Here is a 19,896-nt window from a genome sequence, read left to right as displayed (position 1 = left end):
AACTTTTTTGTATCATAATAAATACTAGATATTTATGTTACTGTAGACACTGTATAATAAATCGTATTTATATTATACAACTTTTAAATACAAGTACAAAGTATTAATAGCACCATTTAAAAAAATTACCAATATAGGGGAGATCATGATTATTATACTGTGAATAAAAACATAAGCGTCAGATAACCTTGTTCAAACGCTACATACAGGTTACTTGACACTTATGGAAATATTATTCAAATATTTTTTCGAACTCTTCGCTAAAAATAGGTCCAAATGATTCAGAAAATGTATTAGTCATGTGTTTATTATCACGATAAACCACAACATTTCCTATGATAGGTCTATACTCACCGTCTACTTGAAAATAATTAGTTAAATCTAACTTATAAAAAGAATCATTGGTTTCATTGAATTGCTGCCAAAAAGCTTCATCCTTTTGAGGATTCATACTGTTCATTGAAGATATTGTATTTATCTCCCCTTCTAAATCTAATGTCTCTAAAACATTAAAATCATAACGCGGATTATCCCTTAACGCCAATATTTTTATTCCCGAATTATAGATTTCATTCAATTTGTCTACCATACTTTGTTGAATTCTTGTGTTCTCTGTGTCAGCTGCAGTAACATGGGAAATTACCAGATCAATATCATGGTTTTTGATGTACTCTGTCGCTTTACTAACCCACTGTCCTTTTAAATCGTCATCTTCATATCCAGTAGAAAATCTAGTTCCTGATCTGGTTATAGATAACACTCTATAATTGGTGTTTTCCACTCCTGCAATGACCGCACCTAACCAGTGTTCAGAATGAGAGCTTCCTACGACAGCAATCGTCTGCTCATAATTCTCTGTTTTTCCATAAACACCTACTTTAACCGCAGTTTCTTTTAAACCTTGATTACTATTATCTAAATGAGAAATCGGCAAGTCGTCAAATGCCTCTCCCAAAGAAGGGATAGGGTTAGCATCATTAAGAACGATATTCTCTTCTTTTACCATAGCTCCAGGATGATCAGCTTCTGTAATATCTTTTGCTTGCATATAACTGCTAAAAGCGTTGGTAGAAAATAAACCAATTATTAAAACCAGATTAACAAATGCCATAAAACCCAATTTTTTGAAGGATATTTTCAAACTTTTTGTGCTTCTTATAGGAGATTCAACGTAATTTGTCATGATAAATGATAACATTATAGAAATTACTATGATAAGTACACCCATAAATAAGCTTGGTGGTTCCGAAACATTGTAATTATAGAACGATAAAATCACCCAATGCCATAAGTATAAGCCAAAGGATAAACCTCCTAACTTAATCATAATTGGCGATCCTAGAAATCTTTTGACACCAAACTTGGTATTCTTTGTTCCAGATACTATAATCATTACAGCACATAACATCGGCCACAATGCAATATAACCCGGAAAGGATGTTGAAACATCAAAAATAAGACCCGTTAGAATAAGTCCAACTAATCCTAGCCATCCGAAGATAATTGAAAGGAAATTATTCACTTTTATTTTTGATAGATTAATACACAATAATCCACCTAATGCGAATTCCCAAACCCTTGTAAACGTGATGAAATATGCAAAAGGTTGATTTACCGCCGTTAAATAAATGGAAAATAGTAATGAGCCTATAAATAAAATACTAAGTAGTATGTTTAATAAACTTTTTACCCTTGTGATTTGATATTTTTTCACAAAGAAAACAACCAAAGCGAAAATCAAAAACCATATAATATAAAATTGACCTTGGATTGACATCGCCCAAAAATGTTCAACTGGCGTTTTCATTTGGTTAGCATCCAAATAATCTGTGTTAGAAAAAGCTAATTGCCAATTTTGATAATAAAACATAGAAGCTACTATTTCCTTCAACGTCTTATCAAAGATAGATGATGGTAACCAAAATAAAGACAAAATAATCACTACGGCCAATATAGTAAATACAGACGGTAGTAACCTTTTTAATAATTTAGTGATATATGGAATGAATTTGAAATCACCTGTACGGTTTATTGTTGAAATAATGGATGTAGTAATAAGAAAACCAGATACCACAAAAAATACATCCACTCCCCCAGATACTCGACCAAACCATATATGGTAAATTGCCACTAAAAGTGCTGCAATCACTCTTAAACCTTCAATTTCTGGTCGAAACACTTTCTCTATTGAAATCATTTTATCATTCATTGTTTAACAATCTCCTAGTTTTCATTTCTTTTATGGTAATTAAAAACAGATAAAGTATACTTCCTATTATTTCATACTAACACCTATCTTTCCCTATGTACTTATTCTTATGAACATGGAAGATATAAAACAAAACTAGTATAACAAAATTCTAGGAATTTTTATATATGAAGTTTAAAAATAATAAGTCTAAAGTTTAGTTGATTACCATTTACTGATTAAATTAAATTTAATTGATTTGCTACAATCACACATATCATATGATTTGGCATTTTATATTAAGATGTCATACAGATATTTACATGTTTATAAATTAGCATTATCTAAAAATCTCAATAAAATTATTAAAACTGACAAAAAAAGCTTAACATCTACATTATTTTTTGCGATAATAAATATGTATGATTTTTTTACTATTATTTTCACAGGAGGTGAACTATTAACTAGTTCTTAAGTCATGAATTGGAGGGGTAATCTTAATTGAAAAACCGTAACATCTTTAAGCGTCTTTTCATTTCTGCTCTTGTTTTATTTATTGCTTTTCCTCAAATGAACTTAGCTGCGATGGCAATTTCAGATGAAAAACAAATAAATAATAATTTTGAAGAGAATCTTTATACTTTTAATATAGATGATGAGGAACAAGAATTTATCTATCTATATGAAGAAAAAAATAAAGATGAAAAATTCATATTAGCTGAAATTCCAAACCATTCGGAGATTACTATTTTAGAAGATACAATGGATCACACAACTTTAGATAAACCTGATGAAAATGAAAAATTTATTCTTGTAAGGTTTACAGAAGAAACTGAAGAAAAGCAAAAAGATCCAAATGTCTTTGAAGGATATGTTCTCAAAGACTATGTATTCACTGAAACAGAATTAACAGATTTAGAGGAAATACTAAGTAAAGAAAAACAAGAAACAGATATAGAAAAAGAACGTGACGAACAAAATACTGAAGACAATGAAGGTGACCAAGTAGATTCTGATGAGCAAGGTTCTGAAGACAGTGATGGTGACCAAGTTGATTCTGATGAGCAAGGTTCTGAAGACAAAGATGGTGACCAAGTTGATTCTGATGAGCAAGGTTCTGAAGACAAAGATGGTGACCAAGTTGATTCTGATGAGCAAGGTTCTGAAGACAAAGATGGTGACCAAGTTGATTCTGATGAGCAAGGTTCTGAAGACAGCGATGGTGACCAAGTTGATTCTGATGAGCAAGGTTCTGAAGACAGTGATGGTGACCAAGTTGATTCTGATGAGCAAGGTTCTGAAGACAAAGATGGTGACCAAGTTGATTCTGATGAGCAAGGTTCTGAAGACAAAGATGGTGACCAAGTAGATTCTGATGAGCAAGGTTCTGAAGACAAAGATGGTGACCAAGTAGATTCTGATGAGCAAGGTTCTGAAGACAAAGATGGTGACCAAGTAGATTCTGATGAGCAAGGTTCTGAAGACAAAGATGGTGACCAAGTTGATTCTGATGAGCAAGGTTCAAATTTTTCAATCAGCACTTTTAGCGCCAAAGGCTATTTCAGCCAAAAGAAATACACTGGAGTTGCTTTGAAAGATAATACCCACGTTTTCACTAGCAAGTCTCTTAATTCAAAGGTACTAAAAAGTTATGCGAAAGGAAGCATTTTAGTTTATCGGTCACATAACTCATCTTGGTATGAAGCTCGGGTTATGGTAAACGGTGACTGGCATTATGGTTATATACATAAAAACCATGTAGATAATGCTACAAACAATCAAAAAAGATTAACAGGAGTGGCAACTCAAAGTTCTACAAGCGTTTATCAAAAAGCTTCTACTAGTTCTAAGGCTCTTAAATCTTATTCAAAAGGATCTATTTTATACTACAAGACCTTTTCGAGTGATTGGTATCAAACCGGTGTTTACATTAATGGTAAAAAGGTGACTGGCTACATTCATAAAAGCCATGTAAATAATGCTACCGGTAATCAAAAGAGTTTAAAAGGGGTGGCAACTCAAAGTTCTACTAGTGTCTATCAAAAAGCTTCCACTAATTCTAAGGCTCTTAAATCTTATTCAAAAGGATCTATTTTATACTACAAAACCTTTTCGAGTGATTGGTATCAAACCGGTGTTTACATTAATGGTAAAAAAGTGACTGGCTACATTCATAAAAGTCATGTAAATAACGCTACTGATAATCAAAAGAGTTTAAAAGGAATTGCAACTCAAAGTTCTACTAGTGTTTATCAAAAAGCTTCTACTAGTTCTAAAGCTCTTAAATCTTATTCAAATGGTTCTTTATTATACTATAAGACCTTTTCGGATAATTGGTATCAAACTGGTGTTTACATTAATGGTAAAAAAGTGACTGGCTACATCCACAAAAATCATGTAGAAAATGCAACAAGTAGCCAAGCAACCAAACAAGGATATGGCAAGAAAAAACCAACTAAAGTTTACTCCAAAGCATCGACTGGTTCAAAGGTTTTAAAAAGTTATTCATTTGGTTCATCTTTAAAGTTTAAAACTTTTACTTCTAATTGGTATATCGCCACTGTTTACTTAAATGGCAAGCCAAACACTGGTTTTATCAATAAAAATGATATTAGTTTTGAGCCAATTAGAACGGTGGAAAATTCATCTTATAACTATTCATTTAAACATATGGTGGATAGGCAAATGGCTGGTGAGCCAAAATCTAATGGAGCAGGGACCATTAATGCCTCTCGTGGGGAAGTGGAATTTTACTCAAATCCTAATAACTTTGGTTCGGACAGTCAAGAATTTTTCCAATTTCTTGTCTTATCTAACCCTGCAGGCTTAAACGCTGCAGAGATAAATAGGAAAATCTTAACTAGTTCTACAGGAATACTTAGTGGACAAGGACAAGCATTTATCAATGCGGCAAAACAATATAATATGAATGAAGCGTATCTAATTTCCCACGCTATACATGAGACTGGAAATGGAGATTCACGTTTAGCTACTGGTATTCCTGTTGACGGAAATGGGAATGTAACAAGAGACTCTAATGGGAATATAGCAAAAACATCCCGTACAAAGTATACTGTCTATAATATGTATGGTTATGGAGCATATGATAACAACCCTATTGAAGGTGGGGCAAAATATGCGTTTGAACATGGTTGGTTCTCTCCAGAAGCCTCTATTATTGGTGGAGCTAAATCTATCCATACTTATGTTAGCAGAGGTCAAGATACGTTATACAAAATGCGCTGGAATCCAGATAACCCTGGATATCCTCAATATGCAACACATGTTAAATGGGCAACTGCACAAACAAAAACAATGTATGGTATTTATCAAACATTAAATGATTACAGTGTCGCCTTTGATGTCCCTACTTTTAATACTAATCCATCAACGGGTACTGTTAATGCTTCAGCCTTAAATGTAAGATCTGGACCTTCTACTAGCAATGGTAGGATTGGTACATTAAGTAATGGTGCTAATGTTAGTATCATAGGATCTAATGAAAATGGTTGGTATCGCATTAAGAGTGGTGGTATTACTGGTTGGGTAAGTGCTGCATATATTTATTTAAATCATTAAATTTAAAACTGTCAAAAGTCATGTGCTTTTGACAGTTTTTTAATAAATTAATAAGCGTTCATCAATATATATTTACATTTTAAAAAGGATGGTGTAAAGTATTAAACAATTGATTTATTACCTTTATAATGTTAGTTATCACTTTTGAATTCAATTTTTTCAACTTTGAAATTGAGAAAATAATCTATTACTTACAAAACATTGATTGTTGAAGATAGGTCATATATAAAAGTAAAAGAAGTATAAAGAGGGTTGTTGAGCTACGTTCCTTTCATTAGTTTAAACTAATACAGTGAAGAGGAGAATGTTGATCCTAATTTCACCCATCAAAATACGATTAAAGTAACTCAATGATGTTAACTATAATAATAGAGATTCAATTGAAGTAACACTCCCGGGAGGTTTATCATGAAAAAAGTAATTACTTATGGAACATTCGACTTGATCCATCGGGGTCATATCAATATATTAAAACGCGCAAAGGAATATGGGGACCATTTGACAGTCGCTATTTCTTCAGATGAATTTAATGCGATTAAGGGAAAAAAGGCTTACCATGATTTTGAACATCGCAAATTGATCTTGGAGGCGATCCGCTACGTGGATGAGGTGATTCCAGAGCATGAGTGGGAACAAAAGATTGACGACGTGCAAAAGCATGATATCGATGTATTTGTGATGGGGGATGACTGGGAAGGCAAGTTTGACTTCTTAAAGGACTATTGTGATGTGATTTATTTGCCTAGAACCGTTGGGATCTCTACCACGCAAATCAAAAAGGATCTAGGTACGGCGAAGGATGGCTAGGGAGTTTCTTATTTCCTGCTATTTAGTGGGAATCTGGTGTCTGTTTCACCTCTTCCGGTTATGGCCATTGCGTGCGGAGAAGGTTTGCTTTGTGCTCTCCTTTAATGATACGGCGGATCGGGTTTGGGACAAGCTGGATGAGCGTTACACCAAGATTATCATTGAAAATGAACGGCCGATTGATTATCCTCGCGAGGAGACAGGCTTTCATTTATTTCGATTGCATCCGAAGCGACCGTTGCAATTTATTCAATCGTTATATCATTTGGCGACATCCAAAGTCATTATAATCGATAATTACTTTGGGTTTTTGTCTGTGACAAATTTTAAAGCAGGTGCGCGGGTGGTACAGCTATGGCATGCGAATGGTGCGATTAAGAAGTTTGGGTTGCAGGATCCTGCGATTGCACGGCGTAGCTCCAAGGCGCGAAAAAGGTTTCAGCGTGTCTATGATCGGTTTGATCAGGTTGTGGTTGGTTCCAATAAAATGATGGCAATTTTTCAAGAAAGCTTTGGTTTGGAGTCGTCCCATTTTTTGAAAACAGGGATTCCGCGGACGGATTTTTTCTTTGATCAACAGGAAATCGACCAGCGACAGGCGGAGTTACTGCGGCAGTATCCGATGATAAATGGCCGGAAGGTTATCTTATATGCCCCTACCTTTCGTGAAGACCAATTGCACGCGCCGGATCTGGCATTGGATGTTGATAGAATGGCGGAAACGCTTAGCGAGGAATACGTCTTGCTTGTACGGCTTCATCCAGCTGTTTCCCAGCAAACAGCTATTTCGGCCGGAGATTTTGTGCTGGATGTCTCGGCGTATCCTAATGTGAATCATTTACTGACGGTCACGGATATTCTGATTACGGATTATTCTTCGATTCCGTTTGAATTTGCCTTACTGGAACGCCCGATGATTTTCTTTCCTTATGACTTGGAAGCTTATGAGCGAGAGCGGGGGTTTTGGGAGCCATATATCGAGCAGATGCCTGGGCCAGTGGTGTTTACGAGCGATGAACTGCTGCAAGTGATTCAAGAACAGGACTTTGATTTAGAACAGGTTCGTCGTTTTTGCCAGGAGTGGAATCCATATACCGATGGGATGGCTGCGGACAGATTAACTGATTCCATAGAAAAAGCGCCGTAATTGGCGCTTTTTTTATTTCTTATCCTTCTGGTTACTCGCTTCAATCAAGTTCAAGATCGGGCGGTAGTTCTTGCCGATAATCCCGGTGATCTCCACGACTATTTCGATCAAGAGGATCATGGCGATTAAAGTGATCATACTGCCCCACATGGTCGACTTGGTAAAGATGATTGCTGCTAAGCTAAACAAGGCGCTAAGCATATAAATCATAATTACCGCTTGCCGGTGGCTAAAACCAAAATTGATTAAGCAGTGATGTAAATGGAGCTTATCCGGTTTATGCCAAGGCTGCTTGTTGCGGATTCTTCTAATAATCGCAAGGCCCGTATCTAGTAATGGCACCCCTAGGATGACAATTGGGATAATCAAGGTGAATAATGTCGCATTCTTGAAGCCTAATACCGACACAACCCCGATCATGTAGCCTAAGAATAAGGCGCCGGTATCCCCCATAAATATCTTGGCCGGGTAAAAGTTGTAGAATAAAAACCCGAGTGTACTGCCTAGTAACATAAAGCCAATAAAGGCGGCGAAGGTATCGCCGAGTGTGATCGCCAAACCAGAAATAGTAATTAATGCGATAGATGACACACCTGCTGCCAGACCATCTAGCCCATCAATTAAATTAATGGCATTGGTTACCCCAACAATCCAAAGAATCGTGACTGGAATACTCAAATAAGCAAACTCCACAGTATAATCAAATGGCAAGTTAACGACCGTAATCTGTGCTCCACCTAATACGACAATACTTGCTGCGATGAATTGGTTCAGTAATTTAATTTTTGCAGAAAGTTCATACATATCATCCAAAATACCGGTGATCGTGATCACTAATGCGCCAATAAAGATCGGCCAAAAATAAGGGCTGTCCGGATTGAAGATAATAAAACCGGCGAAAAAACTAATAATAATAGCTAATCCACCTAATCTGGGCATGACCTTATCATGAACTTTTCGGTAATTGGGTTGATCGGTTACATTTAATTTCAAGGCAAGTTTTTTAATATATGGTGTTGCAATTAACGCGATAATCAAGCATATAAAAAAGGAAATTAACATCATAATTGGTTCCTCCTGGAATGAAATCATGCACACACGCCGGTTAGACGCTTATCCATTTTCCCACTTAGGCTACTATACCACTTTTTCAGGCAAATGAACATAACAAAAGTGTGTAATTTTTTTTACTTATACATGTCAGCCCAAATCAGCCACCATCTCTTCTTCGGTATATGACGGTAGGAATCCTGTAATGGATGAACAGAAATGGATAGTGGTTTAAACCACCGCCTCATACCGATTCCCCTTAGGTAGTGATCAATCGTTGCGTCAGGAAGCATGGATAACTCGACAATGTGCATTTTTTTAATGATTTGTTTGACTGCTTGTAATAGCAATTTCCATGTGAACGGCTCGTCAATAGCAAGCAAATCCACGATACAAGCCTTTGTTAGCCTGCCCTTCATCGACAATTGAAAAACGACATAACCTTTTATTTCCCCATAATAGGTTAAAACTAACGTAAGATACAGAGCTTCTTGTTCTCTTTGATTGGTGTGTACAGCCTTGCCATGTGATTTCATTGCAATAAAGCGAACAAGTTCTGGATTGGTGTCCTCCCATTCTTCGAGCTGCCAACCTTTAGGCAAGCTTCGATTCTTTTTGGTGACGACCTGACAGAGATCCTTAATATAATCGTCTTGGGACAAGGGTGAGTGATAACATAAATGCTTGCAAATCGACATCGGGCGATTGATCTTCATATATCGCTGTAATGGTTTGATCACTTCCTTGTCAGAGTCTGTCGCCTGTTTAGGGTCTGTATAGATATCAACGATACAGGTAACGCCAAATTGCTGGGCTTCCTCGGCCAGGTGCTCTTTGAGTTGCTGGTATATCGTTGTCTGACTCGCGTCGGGATCGATCATTTTGTCGCTGATCACACCGATTAGCTGTTCTTCGCCATGGATATAGGTCCGTCTGATGGATAGCGACATATGGCCGATAATCTGCCCGTCTTTTTCATAAACGAAGGTACAGGAACGCCATTCTTCCCCCATGACTCTTGGTTTTCTTTTTTTACGTGGAACGACTTTATAGAACAATTGATTAATATAGGGTTCATCTGCTATTTGATATCGTCTTATCCCCATCTAATCATCTCCTATGCCTCATTAATAAATTCATGAAGTAACCCAAACATCTTCTCTCTTCCGGAATGGAACACGGTTGGCTGAAACTGATAAGCTTGCTCAAGGACATTCTCCAACCTATCTCCTTCTCTTAGCGCTAGGATATGCCCTGCTGCTTCAAATACGTCAACGAGCTGGAGCTGGTGGTCGTCATTGTGCTCGCCAAATTTACTTAATCTTGGTGCGGCGATAACGACCTTGTTCTTCCGCAATCCGGATATGACAGAACCGGTACCTGCATGGGTGATTAACAGATCGGCCTGTTCATACAACACCTCCATCTCTTCAAATTGGAAAAAGCGATGCATGTGCATATCATTACTGTGATACGCGGTGTGCCCTGCCTGGACAATGATCTCTTCGTCTGGTATAACGGTTCTTTTACATCGTTCTACCTCTTGTAACAATCTTGTAAAAGGTAATTCATGTGTGCCTAAGGTAACGAAAATCAATAGATAGACCCCCCGTATACCGCTTTTGGATAAATCTTTTTCATGCTTTCCCATTGGACAATAAACAAATCAGAGATCGGATAGACCAATCTTCCTGATAAGGTCGGGCTCGTCGATTTCGAAAAGCTTTCAATAAAGACGACCTTACGTCGGAATAATTTGGCCAGATAGCACATCGGTACGGCGGTATGCGCGCCGGTTGAGATAATCACGTCGGGTCGGTATCTTAGAAAAAGGTAGAGTGATTTGATCACATTAAATGAAAATTTAAAGATATACCGGAACGGATAGTTTCTCCCACCGTACATCAAGAAGGATACTGGGTATTTCTTTTTCAGCTCCTCGGTGATTTCAGACTTCTCGGTGACGATATGGTACTGGTAATTTTTAAATAACGATTCTAACTGGAGTAACTGGGTTAAATGACCGCCAATAGACGAAATGAGAAGTAATTTCTTTTGTTTCATCAGCTATTCTCCTATCGATCATAGATTGTAAATAATGATTGGATTAATTTTTCTTGATCATTGTTGTCTGCCTTTGCCTCTCCATTTAAAATCATGTTTTCTCTTAGCTCTGGATCGTGGAGCACCTGCTCGATCGCTTGCTTGAGAGCGGACGGATCTTTTGGTTCGACGCTGAGACCGGCTTGATCTGCCAATAAATATTGCAGCCCACCCACATGAGAGCCTACCACCGGCGTGTGACAAGACATCGCCTCTAATGCAACCAAACCGAAGCCTTCGATATAAGAGGGAACCACCTGGACGTCGGCGATATTCATCCAGCGGGCCACCGTCTGTTGATCGGCTGCCGGCAGGAAGTGAACATTTTCAATCGCATGGTCGGCAATATATTGCTGTAATACTTGGTAATATGCGGGCTCTTTTATGGCACCAATGATATATAAAGCTGCTTGCGACATCTCAAGCTGTTCAAAGGCTTGCAACAGTTCACGTACGCCTTTGTTCTCGATAATATTGCCGACAAATAGGATAATCGGCCCCTCTTCGTTAAGCTGTTGCCCTTTTCTCAGGTCGGTTTTGGACATCGGATAGAAAATCGAGCGATTTACCCCCATGTTGAGTAGGGAAATCTTGGCTGCGTCGATTTGGTACTCCTGCATGAGCTGTTTCTCTAATCGGCTGCCGACTGCGATGACGTGATCAGCTGCTTGCAGGATGTCTGTCGTATAACGCTTGATGCGCTGGTTAATGTTGGCCATCTTATCGAGATCGCCGCCATGCACGGTGATAATCAGTGGTACCTTGATCATGCGTTTGAGCCAGAGTCCTAATAAGCCGCTGGGAAACGCATAGTGGGCATGGATCACGTCGTATCGCTGTCGCTTTCTGACGACGAGGTCAAGCCATTTCAAAAACCAGACGCCGTATTTGATAATAAGGTTAGCTTTTCCCATCTTCGGGTTTTTTATGACTAATAAATCAGCGGAATAACCGTTTTGACGGATTCTTTTCACCTGATTTTCGACAAAAATGCCGAAAGACGGATATTTTTGGGATGGATACATGGTGCTGATAATGAGAATGCGTTTTTTCATCGCCTCCCTCCTCTCGTTGCCGCAAGTCCGAATAATGCGGCGAGATAAATGCTTGCTGCTGGGGAGGAAAGCACATGGCCAGCTAATGCGGCACTTCCTAATCCCAGTCCGATGGCGATAAACAGCATAAACGGCTGTACCTTGCGCAAAATATCTATGCTTAGGATCCGGTAGAAGCTATAGATGATTGGGATCAGCAGGATGAGAAAACCAATGATTCCATAGGCAATAAACCAGTCGATAAAGTCCATCTCAATCAACTTCGGTTCGTCCTGATAATTGCCGGCGTAACCAAGACCAAATAGCTGTTGCAACAGGGGTGCTTCTTGGTATTGCTGCAGGCTTTCCTGGAAGAAGGCTTCTCTTCCGTTGAGCGCCTGGACCGGGACACGATCGGGTGGTTCCTCCTCTTGACCGATGGACGGATTCCTTTTGCTTTCTAACGTTGGATAACTGATATTCAGGTTATGACCAATAGCTGACAGCGGCGTGAATAGTACCATACCTACCAGCAATAACAGCAATGGCGTGATTTTTTTCTGATAACTCTTCTTCTTGAAGGATTCAATGAACAACCAGGTGATCATCGCTACACAGGCAAGGATGAGCGCACCAAAGCTGACTTTCGTTCCAATCGTCATCATTGCCCAGCCAGTGGCGGCAATCAAGACTAGGTAAAAGAGCTGGAGCTGCCATTTGGTTTGTTGGATAAAACCAAGGAATAAAAAGACGATTCCCATGGCGGTAATGGCGCTTAGTTCATTCCCAGAGAAAAACCAGCCGGTGTGCCCTTCTTTGGCCAGCATACCGTAGCTTCGTTGTCCGCTGGAGGTAAGTTCGGCCAGGATCATCACGATGGCAATGATTCCGAGATTGATGACGAAGAAGCTGCTCACTTTTTTTCGCCATTTCGATTGGCTTAATATCTCGCCATATACGCCTAGCATGACGAAAAAGTATGCGGTTTTGATCAGAAAATTCACTTCTGTGACGAGATCGAAGCTTGGTTTCAGAAAATAATTCATCACCAGATTACCGAACAAGAAGGCGGCGATGGTTAGAAAATAGATTCGATGCTTACTAGCCATCAAGATATAACAGCCGCCAAGCAGAAGGGCCAAGCCTCTAACTGGTTCTGACAGCGGTATGCCGGTGTAGGCGATCAGATCTAGTATTGGTTGCAGTAGAATATAATAAATAAAAAGCTGCTCTATTTTTTTCTGGTACGTATTCATATAAATCCTCCGTTAATCTCGTAATCGTCTTATTAAAAAGGTCAAGGCTTTGACGCGGAATAACTGACAGCAGCCAAAATAAATGATGATCCCTGCTGCTACCAATAAGACGACCTGCACGATGGTGTGTAATGGCTCGATGGCTTGCTGCATCCATAAGATAACGGAAGCCATGGCAATGGCAGCTAAGACGATTTTGATAAATTCAGAATACTGTCTTTCTGCCTTTGTCGGCGTTTTTGCCTGATTGATTTTCAGGTAAACCAGATAGGTGCTAATCGAGTAATAAGCACCTACTAAGGACGAGGCAAGTGGAATGCCGTAATAGCTGATCCAACCTGTCAGCAGCTGATTTAAGAGTATGTTAAGCCCGATGGAAATCAGGCCGATCTTGAATATCGCCGTGCCTTTTCCCATGGTGTAAAGCGCCTTGTTCCAAACGACGTTGATGCTGAAGAAAAAGGCGGATCCGGCATAGAAATAACCTACCCTCGCCGTTTCCAGTGTGGCGTTTGCGCTGAATGCTCCTCGTTCAAACAACATCTCGATAACGGCGGGCAGGATTAGTGTTAGGCCTGCTACTGCCGGTAATGTTAAGAAAAAGGTAACCTGGCTCGCCCGTGACAAAGATTGTTGGAAGGCGGTTAGGTTCTGTTTGGCATAGTTTTCTGAGATATGAGCGAAAAGGACCGCTCCGACCACCGCCGCAATAACCGTCTGTGGCAGATGCACAAGATTCTTGGCGTAATTAACATAGGTGATCACCCCTTCTCGAAAGTAACTGGCATAGACGTTGTCTACCATCAGATTCAACTGCCCAATCATGATGGTGATACCCACTGGAAGTAACTCCAGGTAATAACGGCTGGCTAAGCGAATATGGAGCTTATGTTTCGTCAGCTGGAGCCGTCTGATGAACAACTTTTTAAACAGAAAGGAAATGAGGCTTCCTAGTAAATAGCCCCATGCCAGGACATAGACGCCTAATTGTGTGACAAAGAGTATCGTAAAACCTATCATGGTAACCCAGACAAACATCTGGGAGAGAGCCGAGAGATGGTAACGATAGGTCGCGTCCAGATAGCTTTCCAGGACGGCATTGATACAGACGATACATACGGCGATCATCAGAATCCGCATTATTCGAGTGGCAACTGTCGCTGTTTCTTCGTTAAAAGCGGGATAAAGCAAATCTATTAAAAAGGGTGCCAGGATCATCCCAAGAATGGCTAACAGTATGCCGATGACAAAGCTTGATTGGAAGATATGGCTCAAAAAGGCGACTTCCGCTTGCTTTTTTTTATATTGAAAATACTGGGGTACAAATACCTCTTTCATCCCGTTTTGCATGAATAGAATCATCATATTGGGAATAATAAAGGCGGCTAGGTAGGCCTCGGCTAGATAACTATCACCAAAATAGTTGGCAATCAAGATATCGCGAGCTAAGCCAGATATTTTCAATAATATGGTGCTGATGAACATAATCATCGCGGAGATGCCGATTTTTTTTCTCACATGATAACCTCTCTATATCTCTCATTTTTTTCACTATAACAAAGCTTTTTTTCTACTTCTATAGGTTTTGGAATTATTTACATAATCTTTACACGGGCTTCATATTCGTTTACGTGTTTGTAATAGGTTCTCCAGATGGGGTTGGGGCTATACTCAGGTTTAGGATTGCGATTGTGGTGCGGTTGTTATATGATGGGATGGAAAGGAGTTGGATATATGAATGATAATGAAAACATTACAGAAACCAGATGAATTAAGTGTGTACCAAGCACTGCATGAACGACAGCCGTTTTCCTCTGAAGAAAAGCTGGCCTTCCAAAACCTCCAGCAAGGCTACCTCGGAGAATCACGATTAGCAACGTTATTGTCAGAAAGCGTTATGGAATCCTTTTTGATCGTGCATGACCTTCGCCTCCAGATTGGCACAACCACCTTCCAAATCGACGCCCTTATTTTTACGGGTGCAACCATTTATTTGCTCGAAGTGAAGCATTATACCGGGGATTACAAGTATGATAACAAGATATGGTATAAAATCCCTGATCATGAAATCAGCAATCCGATGCTGCAATTACAACGCAGCGAATCCTTATTACGCAGATGGCTGCATGCCCACCACGTAACTACTTCGCTTGAAGCTCGCATACTGTTTACCCATGATCAATTTTTTCTCTATCAAGCCCCTGTTAGCAAGCATTTCGTATTTTCCACGCAATTATTGCGATTTATCCGTTCGATTAATCAACAAGCACCAGCAGAAATGAAGGAACAACGTATCGCTCAACAACTGATAGACGCGGATTTGGGCGCTTATCCACATCCATCGTTACCCGCCTATTCCTATGATAGGTTGCGGAAGGGGATTCGCTGTAGATCTTGCGCGCGATTGACGGTCGTTTCAACCGGTAGGAAGTTGACCTGCTCCCGCTGCGGTGCGGTGGAAAGCATGGAGGAAGGCTTGCTGCGTCATATCGGGGAATTGCGCTTGTTGTTTCCTGGGGAGAAGTTGACGTCGCAGTTGGTTTATGGGTGGAGCGAGGGTATTTATTCGATGAAAAGTATAAAGAGATTATTAGAAAAACACTTCACACCAGTTGGGAAGCATAAGTGGACCTACTATATAGATTAATGGTAATAGCTTGGAGGTAAAATGGTGGGTTTTGTAGATAGGTTTTGTTAAATGATGTTTTTGGGGGATGAGTTTCGGCTGTTGGAGGGTTCTTACGGACGGAATTTCGCCTGTGAGCGATTTTTTGTCTGTTAGATTCATTCTTACGGACAAAATTTTACCTGTGAGCGATTTTTTGTCTGTTAGATTCATTCTTACGGACAGAATTTCGCCTGTGAGCGATTTTCTGTCTGTTAGATTCATTCTTACGGACAGAATTTCGCCTGTGAGCGATTTTCTGTCTGTTAGATTCATTCTTACGGACAGAATTTCGCCTGTGAGCGATTTTCTGTCTGTTAGATTCATTCTTACGGACAGAATTTCGCCTGTGAGCGATTTTCTGTCTGTTAGATTCATTCTTACGGACAGAATTTCGCCTGTGAGCGATTTTTTGTCTGTTAGATTCGTTCTTACGGACAAAATTTTACCTGTGAGCGATTTTCTGTCTGTTAGATTCATTCTTACGGACAAAATTTCGCCTGTGAGCGATTTTCTGTCTGTTAGATTCATTCTTACGGACAAAATTTCGCCTGTGAGCGATTTTTTGTCTGTTAGATTCGTTCTTACGGACAAAATTTTGCGATTCGGCGTTTTTTTCCGTAAGAGCCTAAGCTTGTAAAAAGATTCATCCGCGACGCTGTAACAAGCTGCACGGATGAATCTTTTTTAAGCTTCGATAAATAACGGCAGAAACGCTTGGGTGGCTACGTCCACTAGGCCGAGATCTGAAATGCGTATTTCTGGGATGACGGTTAAGGTTAAGGAGGAAAAGGCCATGGCTGGTGAACGCCTACCTACTTGCACTCCCATGGATCTGGCGGTTGTGCTGAATTGCTCCACTTTTTTTGCCATCGATTCTATTGGTTCGGGGGACATCAGCCCGGCTAGTGGTAATTCCAATAGCTCGCGAACCTCTCCGTTCTCCACTAAGCAGAGGCCGCCGCCTGCTTGCTTGATTTGTTCCACAGCGAGCAACATATCTGTCGCATTGGTTCCAGTAACTACCAAGTTGTGGCTATCATGGGCCACCGTGGTTGCGTATGCCCCTTGGTGAAGCCCTGAATTCTTCAATACACCAACAAAAGGTTGTCTGCCTTGGCCATGCCTACCGATAACCGAAGTAAAGGCGTAATCATCCGGCAGAGAGGCAATCTGCCCATCCTCGACCTCGACTGTTAATACCCCTTTTGCGGTTGTGCCATTTTTGAGGAACTCCATTGTTTGCAGTTTCACTTGCCCAGTTGGAACAGGCGCCTGAATAACCATATCCGTCTCCGTTAACGCTGGAATATCTACTGTATTTCTCAATAATGGTGGTACGTTGCTGGTGATGTCTGCTTGCAGGATGCCACTTTTGACTTGTTGTTTACCCGCAACAAACACATCCTGCACTTCCATCGTTTCTAATGAATCGACTAATGAAAAGTCAGCACGGAATCCGGCTGCAATGGCACCGCGATCACGCAATCCAAAGCGTATTGCTCCATTAAGCGAGGCATAACGAATCGCCAAAGGTGCTGGTATCCCCTCTTCAATACAACGACGGACGACGCGATTCATCTGACCATTTTTCAGCATATCACTTGGTTCTACATCATCGGTACACATCGCAATATTCGTGGCATGCGGCACCTCTTGCCAGGCCTCGGCTGCAATATCCGCAAATTGACTGATACTGGATTCGCGAATATAGACCAGCATGCCGGCGCGTAATTTTTCTAAAATCTCATCGGTGCTCCGGCATTCATGATCGGTATCCACGCCTGCTGTTAAATAGGCAGCCAAATCCGAGCCATATACTCGCGGTAAGTGCCCTTCATTCCTGACTCCAGCTTGCAGCCCTTTCTCCACAATGCCTGCCATTCGCGGGTTTTGATTAATTACTCCGACATAATCCATGACTTCTGCAATCCCTACTACATTCGGAAGTTTTAACATTTTCTCGATATCTTCTGGATAGAATTCCGCTCCCGCTGTTTCCATACCTGGTACAGCCGGTACACAAGATGGGATCGTAGTCAGAATCTCAACTGGCAGATTCTTGCTGGCATGAACCATATATTCGACCCCCTCTGTCCCCATGACATTGCCGATTTCATGGGGATCGATCACTGCGACCGTTGTACCATGACGAAGCACCGCCCTCGCAAACATATCCGGGGGAATCATCGTGCTCTCAATATGAACATGGCAGTCGATCAGACCTGGCACGGCATATTTCCCTTCCCCGTTGATCTCTTGCTTTCCTGACATTGCAAAGGAAGGCAGGCCCTCTTGATAGGGCGCAACCGCCGCAAAGCGATCGTCTTTCACCCCAATATCAGCCTTGTATACCTCTGCAGTAAAGACATTGACCAGATTAACACCGCGGATCAGCCAATCCATCGGCTCGTCGCCACGTGCAGCGGCTACCATATGCTTTCGTGAATACATCGTTTCGCTTCCCCCTTTTCATTAATGAGCTAATGACACAAAATAAATAATTAATGGAATCAATAATACATATAAACCCCAGTGCAGTTCCTTATATCTACCGGAAAATAATTTAACGACGACATAAATAATGATACCTGCCGCGATCCCATTCCCAAAGTTAAAGGTAAAAATAGTGATCACGATCGTCATAAACGCTGGCAGGGATTCCGTCACGTCATTAAAATTGATATTCCGAACGGCAGAGAGCATGGTTAACCCTACTAATATCAACGCTGGCGCTGTAGCCTCGGTAGGGATAATAAAAATTAACGGTGTAATAAACAAAGTTAGTAAAAATAGAATACCTGCAGATACTGCTGTTAACCCTGTTCGCCCACCAGCCTCTACACCTGCCGCAGACTCTACATAGGTCGTCATGACCGGCACAGAAAAAAAGGAACCAAGTATTGTTCCACCTGCATCGACGGAAAACGGCTTATCGATTTTCGGCAGGTTTCCGTCTTTATCCAGCATATTCCCTTTACCTGCCACACCCAACATCGTTCCCAAACTGGAAAAGAAATCCGGGATGAAAAAGGCTAGTAAGAAAGGAAAATACGTGATTTTTAGAGCTTCGATAATATCTAACTCAAAAGCAACTGGTGCAATGCTTTGTGGCATCGAAAATATTTTATCCGGGAGAGTCGTGATTCCCATTGGTATACCAATGATCGTAACAATAATAATGCCAATTAATAAATGCCCTCGCACATTTCTTGCCAATAATATACTCATTATGAAAAAGCCAATCAAGGCCAGCATGGCGTTAGGTGAACCAATATCACCCATTTGCAGTGAATTGGATTCCTCACTGGCTACCACCAATCCCGCATTTCGAAACCCGATCAGGGCAATAAACAACCCGACACCGGCGCCAATGGAAAGCTTGATCGCTGGAGGCATTAGCTTGACAATCAGCTGACGCAGGCCAAGCACCGTAAATAAAATAAACAAGACCCCTGAAATAAAGACCATCCCCATACCTACTTGCCATGGGATACCTTCTGAGACGACCAATGTGATCGCCAAAAAACCAACAGAACCAAGCCCGGGCGCTAGAGCGAAGGGACGATTACTATACAGCCCCATCACAATCGTAACAACCGCGGTCATGAGAATCACAGCGACAGTTACCGGTCCTTTTGGCATACCCGCTTCCTCCAGCATGCCTGGCACTACAATTAAGACATACAACATCGTCATAAAAATCGTTAAACCGGCGATGAGCTCTGTTTGCACATTGGTATGATTGGACTTCAATCGAAATAATCTTTCCGTCCATTTTCCCTTCATTTTCACAGCTCCTCTTTTTTTAATGAAAAATACGAACATTTTTCTATTTTAATTGTTTTTTGTTCGAATTTGATAATAGTAAACTTATCAATTTCCGTCCTAATTGTCAAGTTGCAAATCGACACATACCGACACAAGGGCGATATGGGGGATGATGCAAAACTGCTCCATTTTTTTCTGTGCTGATCAAACTACTCTAATGTCAGCCCGGTTCATTCCAGGTTAAAATCATTCCTTTTCTTATCATACCAAGAATTCTATCATTTATTGTGAAAAAA

General features: G+C 40.5%; 15 protein-coding genes. 4 read left to right on the top strand and 11 right to left on the bottom strand.

What is annotated here, in order from left to right; genetic code table 11:
* Positions 1–232 precede the first annotated feature (232 nt).
* Positions 233–2,209: an acyltransferase family protein gene (locus tag BN6556_RS10150; protein ID WP_066190597.1), complete on the bottom strand. Its 1,977-nt coding sequence runs from the start codon at positions 2,207–2,209 to the stop codon at positions 233–235.
* Positions 2,210–2,689: 480 nt separating this feature from the next.
* Here BN6556_RS10150 and BN6556_RS10145 point away from each other — a divergent pair, with 480 nt between their 5' ends.
* The 3 genes from BN6556_RS10145 to BN6556_RS10135 all read left to right on the top strand — a co-directional run bounded on the left by BN6556_RS10145 (position 2,690) and on the right by BN6556_RS10135 (position 7,721).
* Positions 2,690–5,767 carry an SH3 domain-containing protein gene (locus BN6556_RS10145; protein ID WP_066190594.1) on the top strand — a complete coding sequence of 1,026 codons (3,078 nt, stop codon included), beginning with the start codon at positions 2,690–2,692 and terminating at the stop codon, positions 5,765–5,767.
* A gap of 408 nt (positions 5,768–6,175) precedes the next feature.
* Positions 6,176–6,574: a glycerol-3-phosphate cytidylyltransferase gene (gene tagD, locus BN6556_RS10140; protein ID WP_066190592.1), complete on the top strand. Its 399-nt coding sequence runs from the start codon at positions 6,176–6,178 to the stop codon at positions 6,572–6,574.
* Positions 6,575–6,665: 91 nt separating this feature from the next.
* The gene (locus BN6556_RS10135) at positions 6,666–7,721 is read left to right on the top strand and encodes a CDP-glycerol glycerophosphotransferase family protein (RefSeq protein ID WP_235817484.1); all 1,056 of its coding nucleotides are present in this window, start codon (positions 6,666–6,668) and stop codon (positions 7,719–7,721) included.
* 12 nt (positions 7,722–7,733) lie between these two features.
* Here BN6556_RS10135 and BN6556_RS10130 read toward each other — a convergent pair whose 3' ends face one another.
* The 7 genes from BN6556_RS10130 to murJ form a co-directional block, all read right to left on the bottom strand.
* Positions 7,734–8,786, bottom strand: a complete 1,053-nt coding sequence (locus BN6556_RS10130; RefSeq protein WP_066190588.1) for a glycosyltransferase family 4 protein — start codon at positions 8,784–8,786, stop codon at positions 7,734–7,736.
* 122 nt (positions 8,787–8,908) lie between these two features.
* Positions 8,909–9,877, bottom strand: coding sequence for a GNAT family N-acetyltransferase (locus BN6556_RS10125; RefSeq protein WP_066190583.1), 969 nt, complete (start codon positions 9,875–9,877; stop codon positions 8,909–8,911).
* 11 nt (positions 9,878–9,888) lie between these two features.
* Entirely contained in the window at positions 9,889–10,368 is a 480-nt protein-coding gene (gene pssE, locus BN6556_RS10120) for a PssE/Cps14G family polysaccharide biosynthesis glycosyltransferase (protein ID WP_066190581.1), read from the bottom strand.
* Positions 10,365–10,835, bottom strand: a complete 471-nt coding sequence (gene pssD, locus BN6556_RS10115; RefSeq protein WP_066190578.1) for a PssD/Cps14F family polysaccharide biosynthesis glycosyltransferase — start codon at positions 10,833–10,835, stop codon at positions 10,365–10,367. The genes pssE and pssD overlap by 4 nt, the downstream gene beginning before the upstream one ends.
* A gap of 11 nt (positions 10,836–10,846) precedes the next feature.
* Complete coding sequence (locus BN6556_RS10110) at positions 10,847–11,929, bottom strand: glycosyltransferase (protein ID WP_078060025.1); 1,083 nt, start codon at positions 11,927–11,929, stop codon at positions 10,847–10,849.
* A complete protein-coding gene (locus BN6556_RS10105) occupies positions 11,926–13,164 on the bottom strand; it encodes an O-antigen ligase family protein (protein ID WP_066190576.1) in 1,239 nt (412 codons plus the stop codon). Before BN6556_RS10105 ends, BN6556_RS10110 begins: the two co-directional genes overlap by 4 nt.
* Before the next feature lie 12 nt (positions 13,165–13,176).
* Positions 13,177–14,682 (bottom strand): murein biosynthesis integral membrane protein MurJ, encoded by a 1,506-nt coding sequence (gene murJ / locus BN6556_RS10100; protein ID WP_066190572.1) that lies wholly within the window; start codon positions 14,680–14,682, stop codon positions 13,177–13,179.
* A 220-nt stretch (positions 14,683–14,902) separates the two neighbouring features.
* On the opposite strand from murJ, the gene BN6556_RS10095 reads away from it, so the two are divergent.
* On the top strand, positions 14,903–15,811 hold the full coding sequence (locus BN6556_RS10095) for a nuclease-related domain-containing protein (RefSeq protein ID WP_066190570.1): 909 nt from the start codon (positions 14,903–14,905) through the stop codon (positions 15,809–15,811).
* Here the strand turns inward: BN6556_RS10095 and BN6556_RS21580 are convergent.
* The 3 genes from BN6556_RS21580 to BN6556_RS10080 all read right to left on the bottom strand — a co-directional run bounded on the left by BN6556_RS21580 (position 15,755) and on the right by BN6556_RS10080 (position 19,618).
* On the bottom strand, positions 15,755–16,423 hold the full coding sequence (locus tag BN6556_RS21580; RefSeq protein ID WP_161485686.1) for a hypothetical protein: 669 nt from the start codon (positions 16,421–16,423) through the stop codon (positions 15,755–15,757). The genes BN6556_RS10095 and BN6556_RS21580 overlap by 57 nt on opposite strands.
* A gap of 93 nt (positions 16,424–16,516) precedes the next feature.
* Entirely contained in the window at positions 16,517–18,283 is a 1,767-nt protein-coding gene (ade, locus tag BN6556_RS10085) for an adenine deaminase (protein WP_066190565.1), read from the bottom strand.
* A gap of 21 nt (positions 18,284–18,304) precedes the next feature.
* Positions 18,305–19,618 carry an NCS2 family permease gene (locus BN6556_RS10080; protein ID WP_066190561.1) on the bottom strand — a complete coding sequence of 438 codons (1,314 nt, stop codon included), beginning with the start codon at positions 19,616–19,618 and terminating at the stop codon, positions 18,305–18,307.
* Between the last annotated feature and the right edge of the window lie 278 nt (positions 19,619–19,896).

The sequence above is a fragment of the Gracilibacillus timonensis genome (genome assembly GCF_900086715.1).
Classification (GTDB): domain Bacteria; phylum Bacillota; class Bacilli; order Bacillales; family Amphibacillaceae; genus Gracilibacillus; species Gracilibacillus timonensis.
The sequence above is the reverse complement of the archived record's forward strand: the minus strand, read 5'-3'. Positions and strand labels throughout refer to the sequence as shown.

Bases quoted from the DNA above. Each gene is read 5' to 3' on its own strand.
- BN6556_RS10150 (WP_066190597.1), bottom strand. From the start codon at position 2,209: ATGAATGATAAAATGATTTCAATAGAGAAAGTGTTTCGACCAGAAATT.
- BN6556_RS10095 (WP_066190570.1), top strand. From the start codon at position 14,903: ATGATAATGAAAACATTACAGAAACCAGATGAATTAAGTGTGTACCAA.
- pssD (WP_066190578.1), bottom strand. From the start codon at position 10,835: ATGAAACAAAAGAAATTACTTCTCATTTCGTCTATTGGCGGTCATTTA.
- BN6556_RS10110 (WP_078060025.1), bottom strand. From the start codon at position 11,929: ATGAAAAAACGCATTCTCATTATCAGCACCATGTATCCATCCCAAAAA.
- BN6556_RS10125 (WP_066190583.1), bottom strand. From the start codon at position 9,877: ATGGGGATAAGACGATATCAAATAGCAGATGAACCCTATATTAATCAA.
- tagD (WP_066190592.1), top strand. From the start codon at position 6,176: ATGAAAAAAGTAATTACTTATGGAACATTCGACTTGATCCATCGGGGT.
- BN6556_RS10130 (WP_066190588.1), bottom strand. From the start codon at position 8,786: ATGATGTTAATTTCCTTTTTTATATGCTTGATTATCGCGTTAATTGCA.
- BN6556_RS10105 (WP_066190576.1), bottom strand. From the start codon at position 13,164: ATGAATACGTACCAGAAAAAAATAGAGCAGCTTTTTATTTATTATATT.
- ade (WP_066190565.1), bottom strand. From the start codon at position 18,283: ATGTATTCACGAAAGCATATGGTAGCCGCTGCACGTGGCGACGAGCCG.
- BN6556_RS10080 (WP_066190561.1), bottom strand. From the start codon at position 19,618: ATGAAGGGAAAATGGACGGAAAGATTATTTCGATTGAAGTCCAATCAT.